Origin of the sequence: Achromobacter sp. Bel (genome assembly GCF_012928505.1) — a bacterium.
In the GTDB taxonomy this organism is placed as follows: Bacteria; Pseudomonadota; Gammaproteobacteria; order Burkholderiales; family Burkholderiaceae_B; genus Achromobacter.
In genome coordinates this window covers 64440-82197 of the sequence record NZ_JABBJN010000030.1, presented here as the reverse complement: position 1 = coordinate 82197, position 17758 = coordinate 64440, and the positions used below count along the sequence as shown (strand labels likewise).

Below are 17758 nucleotides of genomic sequence, written 5' to 3'. Positions count from 1 at the left end.
GGGATTTGAATTAAAGAAACCCCCTCGCGGCTGGCGCCGCGAGGGGGTTTTGTTTTGATCTCGAGGGAAGTCGGGCCAATACAATCAGGGCGACGCGTTCAGGGCAGTTGGCGGCGTAGCGCGGCGAAGAACAGTTCGGATTGCAGGCGTTCGCTTTGAATCTGCGCAGCGACCTTGCCGGCGATAGCGGTGTCAACGGGCTTAAGGGGCCGTCCGGTGGATTGGGCCAGGACCTGTGCGGTACAGGCGCGTTCGAGGAAAAAGAGATCATCGTAGGCGTAATCCAGACGTTCTCCGCAGACGACGACACCGTGGTTGCCCAGGAAAACGATATCTGCGCCTTGCATCGCATGGGCGATGCGTTCCCCTTCACTGACATCCAGCGCCAGGCCGTTGTAGTTTTCGTCGATTGCCAGTCGCCCGTGAAAGCGCATGGCGTTCTGCGACAACGTGGTGTCCAGCCCGCGATCGGACGTCAGCGTCAATGCCGTGGCATAGGGCATGTGCGTGTGCAGGACACAGGCCTTGCCGGCGATACGGTGGATGGCGGCATGGATGAACATGGCGGTGGGCTCCACTTCGTGGCGTCCGGCCAACTTATTGCCATGAGCGTCGATCAGCACGATGTCGTCGGCCTGCACTTCATTCCACATCAGGCCGCGCGGGTTGAGTAGGAAATGATCTGGATCGCCGGGAAGCGCAACGCTGAAATGGTTGCACACGCCTTCCCCCAGGCCGTGTGCGGCAGCCGCCCGCAGAGCAAGCGCCAGATCTGCGCGAAGCGCGGCAACGGGTTCGGCGTGAAAAAGGGCGTCCGCGAAGCGGGGTTCTTGATTCATGACTGCCTTCAAGGGTTAAGTAAGGGGAGGCGCGCCCCGTTCAAAGCCAGCCGGCGTCGCGGAACAGGCCTGGTACGCGGTCCAAAGTGGGTACGGTAGCGTCTGGGCGATAGTCCGGCAAGCGTTGGCGGCCTGTACCGCGGTCGATCCACACGCAGCGAAAGCCGATGTCCCGGGCGGCGGCATGGTCCAGATGGGGGCTGGCGCAGATATGCACCACCTCGTCCGGTGTGACGCCAAGGCTATGGTGGGCGTGGGCGAAGATTTTGCGCGACGGTTTATAGGCGCCTGCCTGCTCGGCGGTGATGACGCGGTCGATATGACCGCCCAACTGCGCGACGTTGCCCGCGATGATCTGGTCGTCGGTATTGGAGATAATGCATAGCCGGAAGCCGGCCTGCTTCAGGGCGGCCAGCGTGTCTACGACCTCGGGGAAGGGAGGCATGGCGGAGATGCTGCTCGTCAGCATTTCCGCGTCTTCCGGACGATACGCAAGGCCTACGTCCCGCATCGTCAGACGCAGCGATTCCCGCGTGATGTCCGCAAAGCTGCGGTGCGGCGGGGTCCGCTCCAAGCGGTGTTCGTGTTCGTCGTACACCTGCAAGAATTGCGCCGGCGTCGGTGCGTCGGAACTGGCCGCCAGGATGCGGGAACTGGCCGCCAGGATGCGGGAGACGGAGGCTTGCAAGCCTTCGTCCCATTGGATCAACGTGCCGTAGCAGTCGAAGGTGAGCCATTGAGGACGGGGAAGATGGTCTAGCGGCATGTCGGTTTCCTCACAAAGCGAATGGTCGACACCAGCTTAAGCCCGTCTGATAAAGTCGTAAAATTAATAATCAAACTCAACTTAGTTGATAAGTCGATATCGGAACCCTAGTCTGTGATCAGCCGTTAGGTCGCCTTGAAGCCCGTTTCCCTGCTCAGCCGATAGGGCGCCCTCAAAGCCCTCGTCTCTGCCCAATCCATAGATCGCCCTTAAAGCCCTTGCCTCTGCGCAGCCGTTAGACCGCATTAAGTCCCGCTCCCTCAGCCGATAGACGGATATCAAACCGATTATGTTGGACCTTGAACTCCTTAGAACCCTGGTGTGCGTCGTTGACGAAGGCAGCTTCACGCGGGCGGCTAATCGGGTGCATCGCACGCAGTCCACGGTGAGCCAGCAGGTGCGTAAGCTGGAGCAGACCGTGGGTAAGACGCTTTTGCTGCGTGACCGTGCCGGCAGCGATGTCGTGGCGACGGAAGACGGCGAACTGATGCTGGCCTACGCGCGCCGTTTGCTGGCCATGGCCGACGAGGCCGAGCATGTCGTGGCGGCCCCGCGCGCGGCGCGGGTATTGCGATTAGGTATCCCTGAAGACTTCGATGTGTCGCGGCTGACGGTGTTGCTGGCGGGGTTTGTCGCCCGGCACCCCGATGCGCGTTTGGAGACTGTCAGCGGCATGAGCACGGATCTGCGGGGCAGGCTGGCTTCGGGCGATCTGGATCTGGCGCTGATCAAGCGCGAGCCAGGCGATGGGGCCTGCCTTGCGGCCTGGCCCGAGCGGCTGGTATGGGTGGGCGATAAGCGCCACCTGGCGGGATCAGCTGCTGTGCCGCTGGTGCTGTTTCCCCATGGCTGCATCTATCGCAAGCGCATGATCTACGCGTTGGAAAGCGCGGGGCGGCCCTGGCATGTCGCGTATCACAGCCACAGCCTGGCGGGGGTTCAAGCTGCCGTGGCGGCGGGGCTGGGGGTGAGCCTGCTGCCCGCGTTCGCAAGGCTGGAGACGCATGCGCTGCTGGGTGCGCGGGACGGGCTTGCCGCCGTGCTGCCGACCGAGCTGGCGATCGTGGGCAACGCGCGCGCGACAAGCGGCATGGAACAGCAATTGGTGGCGGCGTTAAAGCAGGCCGTCGAGACGGACATCCAGCGTCCGGTCGACGTGTAGAGACTACGGGAAGACGATTCGGGGACGGCGGTTACGGGATTCCTGCGATGCGGGGCGTCAATTCAGGTCGCCGTCCACGTAGTACCAGCAGCCGTTTTCTCTGACGAAGCGGCTGATTTCGTGCAGACGGTGCGCGCGGCCGGCTTGGCGGCTGCGAGCGACGAATTCCACGGTGGCGTGGTGGGCGTCTTGATCGCGGGCTTGCTTGATGGTCAGCCCAAGCCACTTGAGGTCGGGTGGATTGGGTTCCAGGGATGCGGGGCGGGTGCTGGAATGCCAACTGGCAAGCAGGTAGGGCAGCTTGTCCAGCACGAAAGCGCTGTAGCGCGAACGCATCAGCGCTTCGGCGGTGGGGGCCTGCATGGCCAAGGGGCCTTCATGCCAGCGTCCGCAGCAGCTTGAATAGGCCGTGCCGCCACAAGGGCAGGCTGCGGCCGGGGACGGGGATTTCTTCGTCACGATTCGCAGTGGGGCGCTTAGTCGCGCAAGTCGTTGTATTCAGGGTGGCGGCGCATGTAGACCTCGGCATAGGAGCACAAGGGGCGGACCTTCCAGCCGTTGACGCGCGCGGTTTCCAGCGCGTATCTGGTGAGTTCGGCCGCGATGCCGCGGCCGCCCACCTGGCTGGGCACGCCGGTATGCACGATGGCCATGACATCGCCTTGCAGCTGATAGTCCAGCACGCAAAGGACGCCGTCGACGGTGGCGGTGAAGCGGGACTGCCCGGGGTCTTGGGTGACAACGGTCATTCGGATTTTCCTTGATCGGGTCGGGATGCAAAGCCAAGCGCTCAGATTACCAGCACCACGGTGCCGACGCAGGCGTAGCGGGACGATGGCCTATTCGTCCGGCCCGAAAGTGACGAAGATGCCGTCGGCTTCGCTCAACCGGGGCCCGGCCGGCAGGATCAGGACCGAGACGTCTTCGGGCAACTGGGAGGCAAGTGCTGTCAATCGCCCGCTGACGACGCCTTGCAGGGAGTCGCGGCTCGTTCCTTCGGCGATCGACAGGCTGAGCGTGACCTTGTTCCACGCTTCCCAGGATTCCGGCGCCTGCTGATACGTGAACGTGGTCCACGCCGCGGGCGTGACGATGCGGCCGTCCGCCAGACGGGTAAGCGCATCTGTCCTGGCCTGGAATTTTTCGAGCGTCGCGCCCGGATAGCGCCACGAGGACGGGGCGCCGATTCCCGAGTTCGGCAGGGCGGAAACGCCGAGTGTCGAACCCAGCGCCTGTAATGCCTGCTCTCTGGATAGGCCGGCTTCGCGAAGCCGCGCGGGATCGATCGAGAACCAAAGTTGGAGAGGTTCCGGCCGGTTGCTCCAGACCTGGGTGATGTAGTGGTCGTCGCCGATGTTTCGCCCGATTGTTTTCGCGGCGAGTTGTTGCAGTTCGGGTTTGCTCAGCCGCGGGCTGGCGACGAGCAGATAGAGATCCCCGTTGGGCACTGCGCCCCATACGAGGGCGGGCGGCTGGGCGGCATCTGTGTCGCCCGCCTGCGTGGCGCCCGCCGGCTGGACGGCGCATAAGACCAGAGCGGCCAGGCCACGCCGAGCGGCTTGCCAACCGCGGCGCGCCCGCGTCAAGGGCCGCCGGTGCATCGATGTCATGAAAGGCATCGCGGGGCCTACGTACCCAAGGTCTTCAGCAGCGCCGTGAGCTGCGCGTCGCGTTTTTCCACGAGGTCCGCAATGCTGCGTTGGCCGGCTTCGGCGTTGACGCCTTCAATCAGGCGCCGTTGCAGTTCAGGGGTGACTTGCGGCGCGCCAAGGTCGTCCCACCAGGTCTGCACGGGTCCCAGCAGATGGTCCATGAAGTTGGCCAGGCCGCCGGCCCCTCCGCCCAGGTTGAAGGTCATGTGGGGGCCGAACAGCGCCCAGCGCAGGCCCGGGCCTTGGGATACGGCGGCATCGATGTCGGCCACGCTGGCGACGTTCTCGGCAGCCAGGTGGATGGCTTCGCGCCACAAGGCGGCTTGCAGGCGGTTGGCGATGTGGCCGGGCACTTCCTTGTTCAGGCGGATGGGAAACTTGTGCATCGCCTGGTAGAAGGCGATGCTGCGGTCAATGGTGTCGGCCGACGTCTGCTCTCCGCCCACGACTTCAACCAAGGGGATCAAGTGCGGCGGGTTGAACGGATGGCCGATGACGAAACGTCCGGCATGGCGGCAGCGCGACTGCAGCCGACTCATGATCAGGCCCGAGGAACTGGACGCCACGATCACGTGCGGCGGCAGGATCGCGTCCATGCGCGCGAAGAGATCGATCTTGAAATCTTCGCGTTCGGGTGCGTTTTCTTGAACGAAGTCCACGCCGGCCAAGGCGGTGGCGAGGTCGGGTTCGAAGCGCAACGAATCAGCCGACGCGCCGTCAACGACGCGGCCCAGTTCCGTCAGCACCGGCCACGCCGCTTGCACGCGCGCCCGGGTCTGGGGTTCGGCATCGGGGGCCGGATCGCTGACGACGACGTCCAGTCCGTGTGCCAGAAACAGGGCAGCCCAACTGGCGCCGATAGTACCGGCGCCGACGATGGCGACGCTGCGAATGGACAGGCTGGACGTGGCAGTGCTGGGCATGCGGCTCTCCGGTTGGGGGATCACCGCATTGTGAAGCAAACGCCGGATCGTTGCCAATGGACGAATCTGCCGGCAACATGGCAAACGTTGATGAACACGCGGAGCGCGCGACGTGGATGCCTTGTCTTCCGGCCAATCGGCCGTACCGTATTTTTGCCAATGGGAATCGGCTCACCTGGCGGGAGCGTTCATCCGGAAAGAACGGGACCTGGCTGACGATCCGGCGTGGCGAGCTTCCGGGGCCCGGGACGTCGAGGAATACGCCCGCTGGGCGAATCATGTCTGTGGCATGGCCTGCCTGAAAATGGTGTTGGCGGCGCGTAGCGGCCAGATCCATCCGACGCTGGAACTCGCTCGGCGCTGCGTGCCGTTCGGCGCCTATACGGACCGCGACGGCGAGATCAAAGGGCTGATCTATGCGCCGTTCGTGCACTTTGTCGCCGAGGAATTCGGCCTGGATGCCCAGGTGCATGTTGGGCTGGACACTCGCGAACTACCGGCGGTGCTGGAGCGCGCTGATTACTTCATGGCGTCAGTGCACCCGGATATCCGCCAGACCGATCAGCTCCCGGCGACCAAAGGGGGCCATCTGGTGCTGGTGACGCGGGCGACCGACACGTCGGTGACCTTTCACAATCCGTCAGGCGAAGTGGGCAGACAAGCGGATGTCGAATTGCCGCTTGCCGTATTCGATGCGTTCTTTGCTGGCCGCGGCATCGCCATCCTGCCGGGCCGTAAGGCCTGAGGCGTCAGGCATTGTGGCCGTGCCGCAGATGCCGCCAGACCAGCACGACCGCTGTCGCGTAACCCGCCGCGATGACGACGTAGGCCGTGGGCAGGCTGGCGTGCCAGTCGGGCAACAGATGCAGGATCGTGCCCATCAGCGCGACGCCCACCAGCGCGCCGGATTGACGGTTGGCGTTCAGCGCGGCGGCCGCGCTATTGGCGTGCTGCTTGCCGGACACCTGCATGACGACACTGGTCATTGCGGGCACGGCGATGCCCACGCCCAGGTTGCCAAGCGCGACCATGCCGGCGAACGGCCAGTAGGCGATGTCCGGCGAGAACGCGTAGATGCCGGCCGCGCTCATGATGGCGGCAAGCGACACGCCGCCCAGCAACGCCGCCGAAACGTTCCAGCGCGCCGACACGCGTCCCGAAATCATGTTGCCGATCGAGAATACGGCCAGCATGGGCACCAGCTGGATGCCGGTCTGGAGGGCGTCCGCGCCGCGCGCATGCTGCAGGAACAGGCTGAGCAGGAACAGTTGGCCGTAGGAGGCCAGGTTGATCAGGAACCCCACGCCGTTGGCCGCGGCGAACTGCGTCGTCTTGAACAGGGCGCGAGGCAGGATCGGGTCGGCGTGGCGGCGTTCGCGGCGCACCAGCAGCACGACGGCCACGGCGCATAGGGCGGCGACGCCTGCGATCCGGCTGGATGTCCAGCCGTAGGCGTTGCCCTGGATCAGCACGAAGCACAAAGACGACAACGCGATTACGCCCAGCAGATGGCTCAGGGGATTGAGCGCGCGCGGACGGCGCGGCGCCGCCAGGATGCGGCGGCGGGCCAGCCACAGTCCGGCCACGCCCAGCGGCAGATTGATCAGGAAGATGCCGCGCCAGCCGAATTGGTGGATCAGCACACCCCCCAGCAATGGGCCCGATGCGCCCGCCACCGCCACGATGGCCGACCATGCGGCCAGCATGCGGTTGCGGACGTGCTCGTCGTCATAGGCGTGCGTCAGCAGGCTCAGGGAACTGGGCATGAACAGGGCGGCGCCCACGCCTTGCAGCATGCGCGCGGCGATCAGCGAGCTGGCGTCCGGCGCCAGGCCGCAAAGCAGCGACGCCAGCGTGAACACGCCCAGGCCGGCAAGGTAGATCGTCTTGGCGCCATAGCGGTCGGCCAGGGCCCCGGCCACCAGCAGCAACGCGGCAAAGGTGAGCGTGTAGCCGTCCACGATCCAGACCAGGTCGGTAAGCGGGACGGTGAATTGCAGCGCGATGCTGGGCAGCGCCACATTGACCACAGTGACGTCCAGCATGGCCATGACGAAGCCGATGGCCAGGGTGACGAGCGGCAGCCAGCCGATGGCGGGCTTGGCGTCGACAGCAGCGGGAACGGGGGCGGGGACGGGGGCTTGGGGGCAGGCGGTAGTCATGATGGCGATGGGTATTGCGGCATTTCGAGGGGTGAAGCTTAGGAGGTTTTGTTGATGCAAAAAAGCCGTATAACTGCTTTATGATCATGCAAAAATGCATCAAATAAACCCGTGTGACGCGGTTGAAAGGGGCGCCATGGATTGGGACAACGCCAGGATTTTCCTGGCCATCTATCGGATAGGCACGTTACGGGGCGCGGCGGCATTGCTGCAGATCGATCAGGCGACCGCGGGCAGGCGGCTGGCGGCGTTGGAATCGTCGCTGGACGCGCGGCTGTTCCTGCGCACGCCTGGCGGTTATGTGCCTACTGCGGCGGGCGAGCTGGCGTTTGCCGCCGCCGAGCGTATGGAACAGGCGGCCGACCAGTTGCAGCGGCAGATGCAGGGCCTGGACCACCGCTTGTCCGGTGTGGTGCGGGTGGCCGCTTCGGAGACGGTGGCAAGCTACTTCATCATGGAGGCGGTCCGCCGGGTGCATGCCCAGCATCCGGACATCCGGGTGCTGCTGTCGGCGTCGATCCAGCTCAGCAATCTGACGCGGCGCGAGGCGGACCTGGCGATCCGCAACGTCAAGCCCGACAACCCGGATCTGATCCAGCGCCACCTGGCGCGCAAGGAGGTGGGGCTGTACGCATCGCGCAGTTATCTGGCCCGGCATGGCGAACCGCGGCCGGGCACGGCATTCGCCGGCCATGCGCTGGTGACCTATCAGCAGTCGGTGCTGCCGGGCTGGTCGGACACCTTCTGCGGTGAACCCACGGGCAACGGCCATGTGGCGATCGAACTGAACTCCGGGATGATGATCATCGAAGCCGTCGCGGCCGGCTTGGGGATCGGCGAGGTGCCGACGCATATGGTCGCGGACTATCCGGACCTGGTCCGTATCTGGCCTACCCGCAGCGAACCCTACGACTTGTGGCTGGTGATGCACGGCGACCTGAACCGCACGGCCCGTGTGCGTGCGGTGGCGGATGCGATCGTGGAGGTCTTCGAAACGGAAGGGTAGCGGCAGAACATGCGGGCGGAGCATTGCGGTAAGCCGTGGCTTGTGGGCGGGCGCGGCAGGCGCTAAGGTTGGTACCAAAGCCCATCTCTCAGGAGTCACGCGTGTCCGAAATCTGGCGTTTGTCCGCAGTTGAACTTGCCACCCGTATTCGCAATCGCGACGTGTCCGCCGTGGAGGCGGCACATAGCGCGCTGGGCCGGCTGAATACCGCGAATCCTGCGGTCAACGCCGTCGTCGACCACCGTCCCGAGGATGTGCTGGCGCAAGCGGCCGCGGTGGATGCCGCGTTGGCGCGCGGGGAAGACCCTGGCATCCTGGCCGGTGTGCCCGTCACGGTGAAGGTCAATGTGGACCAGGCGGGCTATGCCACCACCAATGGCGTCACGCTGCAGAAAGACCTGATCGCGGCTGTGAATAGTCCGGTCGTGGACAACCTGCGGCGGGCCGGCGCCGTCATCCTGGGGCGCACCAACACGCCCGCGTTTTCGTTGCGCTGGTTCACCAGCAACCTCGTGCATGGGGAGACGCGCAACCCCCGAAATGCCGCGCTGACGCCTGGGGGTTCGTCGGGCGGCGCCGCGTCGGCGGTTGCGGCCGGCATCGGGCATCTGGCGCATGGCACGGATATCGCCGGGTCCATCCGCTATCCTGCCTATGCATGCGGCGTGCACGGGCTGCGCCCGTCGCTGGGCCGCGTGGCCGCCTACAACGCCGCCTTGCCGGAGCGGTCGATCGGCGGGCAATTGACCGCGGTGTCGGGGCCTTTGGGGCGCACGATTGCCGATGTGCGCTTGGGGCTGGCCGCCTTGGCGGCGGCCGATCCGCGAGATCCCTGGTGGGTGCCCGCGCCGTTGGTGGGCCCGGACGTGCCGCGCCGCGCGGCGCTGTGCGTGAATCCCGAAGGCATGGAAACGGAACCGGCGGTCGTGAAGGCGTTGCAGGAAGCCGCGCGCAGGCTGACCGAGGCCGGCTGGACGGTGGATACGCTGGATTCGCTTCCGCCGCTGCAAGAGGCCGCTGATCTTCAGATTCGCATGTGGATGGCGGACGGCTATGACGGCATGCTGGCAGCCGCCCAAAAGGAAGGCGACGCGGGGGCGCTGGTGGCGTTGCGCGGCCAGCGCGATAAGGCCGCGGGGGCTGACTTGAACAGTTTTTCCGCCGTGCTGACGCGTCGCGCGACGCTTACGCGCTTGTGGGAATTGTTCTTTGCGGAATATCCCATTCTGCTATTGCCGGTGTCGGCTGAACTGCCGTTTCCGGACAAGCTCGACTTGCAGGGCGATGCGGCTTATGCCCGCGTGTGGCGGGCGCAGATGACCCAGATCGGCGTGCCGTTCATGGGCTTGCCCGCGTTGTCGGTGGCGATGGGGCGCGCCATGAGCAGCGCGGGGCAGAGCCCGGTCGGCGTGCAGATCGTGGCGGGGCGCTACCGGGAAGACCTGTGCCTGGCTGCAGGTGAAGCGATTGAAGCCGCCGGAGAACCCGTCAGCATCGCAGAGCCCGAGCCGCGCTAGTTCAGCCGCGTGCGGCGGGGGGTGTCACGGCTTGCCATTCGCCGCGCAGCAATCCCATCATGCCCGTATCCCAACGTTCGTCCCCCGCGCGGGTGGACGAGCGCCGGACGCCTTCCATGGTGAAACCCAGCGCCTCGTAAGTGCGGATGGCCGGGGTGTTGAACATGTAGACGTTCAGCTCCAGGCGTTCAATGCCGGGCGTCTGGAAGGCTTCTTCGATCATCAGCGTGACCATCGGCCGGGCAAGCCCCTGCCCACGTTCGGCGGGGGCGATGGCGACGCGGCCCAAGCGGGCGTTGCCGTCGCGCCAGTCATACGCCAACTGGGCATGGCCGACGGGCGTGCCGTCACGGCAAATCATCCAGCAAAGGCGGTTGGGCGGGTGGGCCTGCCCTTGCGCAAGCATGTCTGCCATCTCGGCAGGCGTCAGCGGGAACGACAGGTGCGAGCCCCCCCACTGCACCACCTCCGGCAGGCTTTTGAACCAACTGGCCAGCAACGGAAAATCCGAATGTGCGAAGCGGCGCAAGGTCAGCATGGGGAGGGCTCCGGCGGTGGGGGCGGTTACGTGCTGAACCTTAGGCGCAGCACGCCAAGGTCGCCATACGTGATTTCGATGTTTTCGTTGGCAGGCACGTCCAGGAAGCCGGCATAAGAGCCTGTGATCACGTGCTGGCCTGCATGCAGGCCCAGGCCCTGCTCGCGCAGGAAGTTCGCCAGCCAATACAGCCCGGCCTTGGGGTGGCCGTTGGGATGGAAACCGGCGTGTTGCTCGATTTCCTGGCCGTCCACCGCCAGGGTCAGGCTCATGCTGGCGGGCGCCGCGTCTGGAGATATGATGCGCGGACCCAGCACGATGCCCTGGTTGAACATGTGGTCCGCCAGCAGTTCAGGCAAGCTGGCGTGTTCAGGAGCGGCATAGCGGCAACCCAGGACTTCCAGCGCAAGCCGCGCGCCGCCGATCGCCGCGTCGACCTCGGCTTCGGTGTAGGCGGTATCGCGCGCGGGCAGGTCATGAGCCAGTTCGAACGCGATTTCGGGTTCGATGCGCACGATGGCGGTGCGGCTGGGGATGGGGCCGGCTTCGGCGTAGGCGGTGCCGGACGCGTAGATCGGCGCCACCACGGTTTTCTCCGGCGACGGCAGGGCGCTTTTCCAAGCCGCGATACGGTCTTGCCGGGTTTCTTGCAGCAACTGCGCAGTGCGCTGCTGCACGGCGAACGCCTGGCCAAGCGACTGCGGACGGCAGGCGCCGGGCAGGCGCGGGCCAGCGACGCCGCTGTCGCGGGCGGCGATCAGCGTGCGGGCCGCGTCCAGGCTGCCGGGATAGTCCTCAATTCTGATCTGCATGGGTTCAGGCTCCCAGATACAGCATGATCCACAAGACGATCATGGCGATAAGGCCCAACCAGCAAGATCCCCAGAAACCCACGATGGGCCACTTCAACGCCAGCGGCGTCTTTTTCGGATCGACATGGCCCAGCAGGTCATTGGCATTGCCGATCAGCCAGAAGCGGGTGCCGGGAAACATCAGGCGGAAAAAGTAATCCAGCATGATGGCTGCCTGGATGGACAGCGGGTATTGCTTGAAGGGGCGGTGCTGCAGGTACGGGTGTTTCAGCGTAGCGTTGATCTGCTTGCTTTTGAAGAAGAACAACACAATGCCACTGATCGAGCAGGTGATGAAGCAGAGCACGAATAGGCTGAAGGCCATGGCCATGACGGGTGAATGCATGGGGGGTCTCGAGAGTGCGCGGCGTGCCGCGTCGGGATGATAAGAAGCCTGGAAAAAATCCTGGCCGTATTGTAGAAGGCTTGGCGCAGCCCCGTGTTCAGGGCTGCGTCAGCGAGGCGCGCGGCATGGGCGGCAACCCCGGCGCACGCGGAAGGCCGGAATCAGCCGCGCGTCTGGCCTTCGCCGCTTAGCACCCACTTCAGCGTGGTCAGGCCTTCAAGGCCGACCGGGCCGCGCGCATGCAAGCGGTTGGTGGAAATCCCGATTTCGGCGCCCAGCCCATATTCGAAGCCATCGGCGAAGCAGGTTGGCAGATTCACATAGACCGAGCTGGAGTCGACCTCGCGCTGGAAGCGCTGTGCCGCGGACAGGTCTTCCGTGACGATGGCGTCGGTGTGGCCGGACCCCCAGCGCGCGATGTGCTCAATGGCGTCGTCCAGCGTATCGACGATACGCACGGCCAAGATCGGGCCCAGGTATTCCGTGCCCCAGTCTTCTTCGGTGGCCGGTGTGATGTGCGGCAGCAGGGCCAGCGTGCGCGGGCAGCCGCGCAGTTCGACGCCGTGCTCGATGAACGCGGCGGCCAGCGTCGGCAGGATGGAAACGGCGGCCACGGCGTCGACCAGCAGCGTTTCCATTGCGCCGCAGATGCCGTAGCGGTAGGTCTTGGCGTTGAACGCGATGCTGTGCGCCTTGTCGGGGTCGGCCGCAGCGTCGATATAGATATGGCAGTTGCCGTCCAGGTGCTTGATGAGCGGCACACGGGCTTCTTGCGACAGGCGCGCGATCAGGCCTTTGCCGCCGCGCGGCACGATGACGTCGATATGCTCGGTCATGGTGATGAGCTTGCCCACGGCGGCGCGGTCGGCCGTGGCCACGACCTGCACGGCATCTTGCGGCAGGCCGGCGGCGGCCAGCCCCGTTTGCACCACGCGTCCCAGGGCGATATTGGAGTGCAGCGCTTCGCTGCCGCCACGCAGGATGGCCGCGTTGCCGGACTTCAGGCACAGCGCGGCGGCGTCGATCGTGACGTTGGGGCGCGATTCGTAAATGATGCCGATCACGCCCAGCGGAACGCGCATCTGGGCCACGCGCATGCCGTTGGGGCGCACGGTGGTGGCGGTGATGCTGCCGATCGGATCGGGCAGGGCGGCGATCTGGCGCAGGCCTTCGGCCATGTGGGCAAGGGTCTTGTCGGACAGCGTCAGGCGATCGAGCAAGGCGGGTTCCAAGCCGTTGGCGCGGGCCGCGGCAACGTCTTTTTCATTGGCGGCCTTCAGTTCGTCGTGGCTGGCAGCCAGGGCGTCGGCCATCGCCAGCAGCGCCTTGTTTTTGGCGGCGCTATTGGCGCGCATCATGGCGCGCGAAGCGCGGCGGGCATTTTCGCCCAGGGTCAGCATGGCGTGTTCGATGGAGGACGAGGACATGGCGGCGTCGATCATGGAGTGGGGGCGGCGCAGGCGCCGCCTGAAGATTCAGTGTATATCCGGCCGGATGGCCGGGCGTAGGGAGCGGGGTGAGGCGAAGGCGGCGGCAATGCCGCCTTCACGGTCGTCCGCCGGCGGCGGCAACGCGAAGCGCCAGCCGCGTCATTTCTTCCCAGGGGTCGGACAGGCGGCCGGGTACGGACAAGCCCTTGATCAGGCGGTCGACTTCGTGGGCGTGTTGCACCGCGGCCGGCCACACGCCGGGCTGCACCCGGCCCAGGGCTTGCAGCGCCAGCCGTTCATGGGCGCCGAAGATGCGCAGGCGGCGCATCAGGCCGTTGACGTCCTGGCCCAACGCGCGAGCTTCCGCGACGCGAGCCAGCAGGCGGATCTCTTCGCCGACAGCCCAGAGCACCAGCGGCAGCGCTTCGCCCTCGGCGCGCAAACCGTCGATCATGCGGATGGTGCGGGAAATGTCGCCGGCCAGCATGGCGTCTCGCAGGCCGAAGACGTCATAGCGGGCGACGTTCAGCACGGCCCGCTCAACGTCTTCGGACGCCAGTTGGCCTTCGGGGTAGAGCAGGCCGAGCTTCTGGATTTCCTGGTGCGCGGCAAGCAGGTTGCCTTCGACCTTGTCCGCCATCCATTGCAGCGTGGCGCCGTCGGCGCGCTGGTTCTGGCGGGCCAGCCGCATGCCGACCCAGGCCGGCAGCCGGCCGCGTTCGATATTGGCGATGTCGACCATCACGCCGCCGCGGGCAAGGGCCTGGACCCAGCGGCTTTCGCGGGTGGCCTTGTCCAGGCGGGGCAGGGCGATCAGGACCAGGGTGTCCGCATCGGGCTGTTTCTCGGCCTGATCGGCCAGCTTGGCCAAGGTGTCGGCGCCGGACTTTCCGGGCTTGCCGGTGGGGATCTTGATCTCGAGGATGCGGCGGTCGCCGAACAGCGAGACGCTCTGGGTGGCGGCGGTGACCGCGCTCCAGTCGCTGCGGGCGTCCATCACCATGGACAGCCGTTCGGTGTAGCCGGCATTGCGCGCCGAGGCGCGCAATGCGTCAACCGCTTCGGTCACCAGCAGGGGCTCGTCGCCCGATACCGTGTACATCGGGGCGAGCCGGTTGCCCGGCCGCTGCAGATGTTCGGCCAGCCGGTCCGCGTCCATAGACTGTGCCATGGGCTAGCGCAGGTTGGCCGGATCAGTGGTGGATGGCGTCTGCCACGGCGCAGGCGTGCGCTGCGGTTGCGGCGCATTCGGATCGTACAGCGGGATTTCGCCGTTTTCGCCGCGTTCCTCGGCGTTCTCGAATGCACGGCGCACGTCAGGCGCGGTCATGCGGCGCAGCACCCGGGTGACGAGATCGCGTTGCATGGATTTGTACAGCGTGTCGATCTGGCCCTGCTTGGCTTGCACGACCTGATCGTCATAGGGCATTTCGCGGAAGATCGAGAGCGTGGTGTCGGGGATCAGCGCGCGTCCCTTGTTGTCGATCAGGCGGAACGTGTAGTTGATGCCGAGTTCGTATTCCTCGACGCGGCCTTGGGCGTTCAGCGACACCTCGCGCAGCGTGCGCGAATCAGAAACCTGCTGGAGGATGGCCTGCGCCTCTTTAGGGGAGTCCACGAGCTTCGTGTTGGGCGAAGCCGCACGCAGCGAACGCCGCACGTCGGCGCCGAACTGGGTGTTGTCGGGGATACCGACATACAGGGTATCGAACGGCATCGGGGTGACTCCCCGCAATGCGAAACCGCAGGCGGAGAGCAGCATGAACAGCGCCAGGCAGGCGCCGCGCAGCAGCCAGGATTGGCGGGAGGAGTGCGTTTGTTGCCCGGCGAAGTACATGCTTGACCTCATCAGCCTACGACGTTGACCAGTTTGCCCGGAACCACGATAACGCGCTTGGGCGGGCGGCCTTCCAGGAATCGGGCGACTTCTTCCTGGCTGGCGGCGAGCTTCTCGATGTCTTCCTTGGGGGCGGCGGCGGCCACGCGGATCGAGCCGCGCAGCTTGCCGTTGACCTGGAGCATCAGCTCGATTTCGTCCGCGATCAGCGCAGCTTCGTCCACATGTGGCCACGGCGCGTCCAGCAGGTCGCCCAGTTCCTTGGCGTAACCGAGGTCTTGCCACAGGTGCCAAGTGATGTGCGGGACGACCGGATACAGCACGCGCAGCAGCACGCCAAGGGTCTCGGCGTAGGCGGCGTCGGACGCGGCGTCTTCGGACAGCTTGGCGTCGTCGATGGCGTTCAGCATTTTCATGCAGGCGGACACGACGGTGTTGTACTGGATGCGCTGGTAGTCGTAGTCGGCCTGCTTGAGCAGCGTGTAGACCTCGCGGCGCAGATCCTTGACGGCGGCCTGGGCTTGCGACCAGTCGGCGCCATTGGCCAGGCCACGCGCCACGGCGTCGCGGCGGGCGTAGCTGATCGACCAGAGGCGGCGCAGGAAGCGGTTCGAGCCTTCGACGCCGGAGTCTGACCATTCAAGGGTCTGCTCGGGCGGGCTGGCGAACATGACGAACAGGCGGGCCGTGTCGGCGCCCAGCGTGTCGATCAGCGATTGCGGATCGACGCCGTTGTTCTTGGACTTGGACATCGTGCCCACGCCGCCGTACGTGATGGCCGAGCCGTCCGACTTCAGCTTGGCGCCGGTGATGGCGCCGCGGTCGTCATAGACGTTTTCAACGTCTTCGGGCCAGAAATACTCGATGCCGCCCTGGGGCGTCTTGCGCGAATAGATGTGGTTCAGCACCATGCCCTGGCACAGCAGCTTGGTGAAGGGCTCGTCGAAGTTGAGCAAGCCCATGTCGCGCATGACCTTGGTCCAGAAACGGGCGTACAGCAGGTGCAGCACGGCGTGCTCGATGCCGCCGATGTACTGGTCCATCGGCATCCAGTAGTCGTTGCGCGCGTCGACCATGGCGGTGTCGTTGCCAGGCGAGGTGTAGCGCATGAAGTACCAGGACGAGTCCACGAACGTGTCCATCGTGTCCGTTTCGCGGCGCGCGGGCTTGCCGCAGTTCGGGCAGGCGCAGGACAGGAAGGCTTCGTTCTTGGCCAGCGGGTTGCCGCTGCCGTCGGGGATCAGGTCATCGGGCAGGACGACGGGCAGGTCTTTTTCGGGGACCGGGACGGGGCCGCAATCCGCGCAGTGGATGATCGGGATCGGAGTGCCCCAGTAGCGCTGGCGCGAGATGCCCCAGTCGCGCAGGCGCCACGTGGTCTGCTTTTCGCCCAGGCCCAGCGCGCCCAGATCGGCCGCGATGGCGTCCACGGCTTCCTTGTGCGTCAGGCCGTCGTACTTGCCCGAGTTGATGGTGCGGCCAGACTGCTTGTCGCCGTACCATTCCTGCCATGCGTCGGTGGAGTATTCCTTGCCGACCACGTCCACGACCTGGACGATGGGCAGGTCGTATTTCTTGGCGAAGGCGAAATCGCGCTCGTCGTGCGAGGGCACGCCCATGACGGCGCCGTCGCCGTAGGTCATCAGCACGTAGTTGCCAACCCAGACTTCGACGTCGGCGCCTGTGACCGGGTGCGTGACGAACAAGCCCGTGGGCATGCCTTCTTTTTCACGCGTGGCCATTTCGGCCTCGGTCGTGCCGCCCAGCTTGCATTGTTCGATGAACGTGGACAGCTGCGGATTATTGAGCGCGGCGTGCGTGGCCAGGGGGTGTTCCGGCGCCACGGCGCAGAACGTCACGCCCATGATCGTGTCGGCGCGCGTGGTGAAGACGTACAGTTTGCCGTCCTGGATCAGCTGGCCGTCCTGGCCGGCGATCTTGTGCGGGAAGGCGAAGCGCAGGCCCTCGGACTTGCCGATCCAGTTTTCCTGCATCAGGCGGACGCGCTCGGGCCAGCCGGGCAGGTCGTTCTGGACGGCGCCCAGCAGTTCGTCGGCGTAGTCGGTGATGCGCAGGTAGTAGCCGGGGATCTCGCGCTTTTCGACCAGCGCGCCAGAGCGCCAGCCGCGGCCGTCGATGACTTGTTCGTTGGCCAGCACGGTCTGGTCCACCGGATCCCAGTTCACGACCTGGGTCTTGCGGTAGGCCACGCCCTTTTCCAGCATCTTCAGGAACAGCCACTGGTTCCACTTGTAATACTGCGGATCGCAGGCGCACATCTCGCGCGTCCAATCGATCGCCAGACCCATCGCCTTCATCTGCTTCTTCATATAGGCGATGTTGTCGTAGGTCCACTTGGCCGGGGGAACCTTGGACTTGATGGCGGCGTTTTCCGCCGGCATGCCGAAGGCGTCCCAGCCCATGGGCATCAGGACGTTATAGCCACGCATGCGCAACTGACGCGCCATCATGTCGTTGATGGTGTAGTTGCGCACGTGGCCCATATGCAGCTTGCCGCTGGGGTAGGGCAGCATCGAGCAGGCGTAGAACTTCGGCTTTTCGGAGCCGTCGGCGTTCTTCGCGTGTTCGTGGACCAGATAGGCGTCGCGGGCCTGCCAGTCTTGATGGGCGGCCGCTTCGACGGTAGTGGGGAGGTAACGTTCCTGCATGGGCTCGGGCACGGTGGCAAAAAAGGGTGAGCCGCCCTGCCGCGCGGACGCGGTGGCGGT

At 65.5% G+C, this 17758-nt stretch carries 18 protein-coding genes; 4 read left to right on the top strand and 14 right to left on the bottom strand.

Annotated features, from left to right (window positions below):
* Positions 1-98: 98 nt before the first annotated feature.
* Positions 99-839 carry an aldolase gene (locus HG262_RS19110; protein ID WP_169272513.1) on the bottom strand — a complete coding sequence of 247 codons (741 nt, stop codon included), beginning with the start codon at positions 837-839 and terminating at the stop codon, positions 99-101.
* A 40-nt stretch (positions 840-879) separates the two neighbouring features.
* Complete coding sequence (locus HG262_RS19105; protein WP_169272512.1) at positions 880-1605, bottom strand: haloacid dehalogenase type II; 726 nt, start codon at positions 1603-1605, stop codon at positions 880-882.
* Positions 1606-1894: 289 nt separating this feature from the next.
* On the opposite strand from HG262_RS19105, the gene HG262_RS19100 reads away from it, so the two are divergent.
* On the top strand, positions 1895-2767 hold the full coding sequence (locus tag HG262_RS19100; RefSeq protein WP_169272511.1) for a LysR family transcriptional regulator: 873 nt from the start codon (positions 1895-1897) through the stop codon (positions 2765-2767).
* 57 nt (positions 2768-2824) lie between these two features.
* On the opposite strand, the gene HG262_RS19095 is transcribed toward HG262_RS19100, so the two are convergent.
* The 4 genes from HG262_RS19095 to HG262_RS19080 form a co-directional block, all read right to left on the bottom strand.
* Positions 2825-3226 carry a YchJ family metal-binding protein gene (locus tag HG262_RS19095; RefSeq protein WP_169272510.1) on the bottom strand — a complete coding sequence of 134 codons (402 nt, stop codon included), beginning with the start codon at positions 3224-3226 and terminating at the stop codon, positions 2825-2827.
* A 17-nt stretch (positions 3227-3243) separates the two neighbouring features.
* The gene (locus HG262_RS19090; RefSeq protein WP_169272509.1) at positions 3244-3516 is read right to left on the bottom strand and encodes a GNAT family N-acetyltransferase; all 273 of its coding nucleotides are present in this window, start codon (positions 3514-3516) and stop codon (positions 3244-3246) included.
* Between the two features lie 90 nt (positions 3517-3606).
* Positions 3607-4377: an efflux RND transporter permease subunit gene (locus HG262_RS19085; RefSeq protein ID WP_169272508.1), complete on the bottom strand. Its 771-nt coding sequence runs from the start codon at positions 4375-4377 to the stop codon at positions 3607-3609.
* 17 nt (positions 4378-4394) lie between these two features.
* Positions 4395-5342 (bottom strand): 3-hydroxyacyl-CoA dehydrogenase NAD-binding domain-containing protein, encoded by a 948-nt coding sequence (locus tag HG262_RS19080; protein ID WP_169272507.1) that lies wholly within the window; start codon positions 5340-5342, stop codon positions 4395-4397.
* A gap of 289 nt (positions 5343-5631) precedes the next feature.
* Between HG262_RS19080 and HG262_RS19075 the strand changes: the two genes are divergently transcribed.
* The gene (locus HG262_RS19075) at positions 5632-6087 is read left to right on the top strand and encodes a hypothetical protein (protein ID WP_248293418.1); all 456 of its coding nucleotides are present in this window, start codon (positions 5632-5634) and stop codon (positions 6085-6087) included.
* Positions 6088-6091: 4 nt separating this feature from the next.
* Here HG262_RS19075 and HG262_RS19070 read toward each other — a convergent pair whose 3' ends face one another.
* Positions 6092-7504, bottom strand: coding sequence for an MFS transporter (locus tag HG262_RS19070; protein WP_169272505.1), 1413 nt, complete (start codon positions 7502-7504; stop codon positions 6092-6094).
* Between the two features lie 136 nt (positions 7505-7640).
* Between HG262_RS19070 and HG262_RS19065 the strand changes: the two genes are divergently transcribed.
* Both HG262_RS19065 and HG262_RS19060 read left to right on the top strand, forming a co-directional pair.
* Positions 7641-8510: a LysR family transcriptional regulator gene (locus HG262_RS19065; protein ID WP_169272504.1), complete on the top strand. Its 870-nt coding sequence runs from the start codon at positions 7641-7643 to the stop codon at positions 8508-8510.
* Positions 8511-8611: 101 nt separating this feature from the next.
* On the top strand, positions 8612-10027 hold the full coding sequence (locus tag HG262_RS19060; protein WP_169272503.1) for an amidase family protein: 1416 nt from the start codon (positions 8612-8614) through the stop codon (positions 10025-10027).
* Between the two features lies 1 nt (position 10028).
* Here HG262_RS19060 and HG262_RS19055 read toward each other — a convergent pair whose 3' ends face one another.
* The 7 genes from HG262_RS19055 to leuS all read right to left on the bottom strand — a co-directional run bounded on the left by HG262_RS19055 (position 10029) and on the right by leuS (position 17698).
* Entirely contained in the window at positions 10029-10565 is a 537-nt protein-coding gene (locus HG262_RS19055; RefSeq protein WP_169272502.1) for a GNAT family protein, read from the bottom strand.
* Between the two features lie 26 nt (positions 10566-10591).
* Positions 10592-11377, bottom strand: a complete 786-nt coding sequence (locus HG262_RS19050) for a fumarylacetoacetate hydrolase family protein (RefSeq protein ID WP_169272501.1) — start codon at positions 11375-11377, stop codon at positions 10592-10594.
* A 4-nt stretch (positions 11378-11381) separates the two neighbouring features.
* Positions 11382-11762 (bottom strand): hypothetical protein, encoded by a 381-nt coding sequence (locus HG262_RS19045; protein ID WP_211187528.1) that lies wholly within the window; start codon positions 11760-11762, stop codon positions 11382-11384.
* A 161-nt stretch (positions 11763-11923) separates the two neighbouring features.
* Positions 11924-13189, bottom strand: coding sequence for a glutamate-5-semialdehyde dehydrogenase (locus HG262_RS19040; protein WP_248293417.1), 1266 nt, complete (start codon positions 13187-13189; stop codon positions 11924-11926).
* 118 nt (positions 13190-13307) lie between these two features.
* Positions 13308-14363, bottom strand: a complete 1056-nt coding sequence (holA, locus tag HG262_RS19035) for a DNA polymerase III subunit delta (protein ID WP_169272499.1) — start codon at positions 14361-14363, stop codon at positions 13308-13310.
* Between the two features lie 3 nt (positions 14364-14366).
* On the bottom strand, positions 14367-15029 hold the full coding sequence (lptE, locus tag HG262_RS19030; protein WP_169272498.1) for an LPS assembly lipoprotein LptE: 663 nt from the start codon (positions 15027-15029) through the stop codon (positions 14367-14369).
* Between the two features lie 11 nt (positions 15030-15040).
* Positions 15041-17698 carry a leucine--tRNA ligase gene (gene leuS / locus HG262_RS19025; protein WP_169272497.1) on the bottom strand — a complete coding sequence of 886 codons (2658 nt, stop codon included), beginning with the start codon at positions 17696-17698 and terminating at the stop codon, positions 15041-15043.
* Positions 17699-17758: the final 60 nt, after the last annotated feature.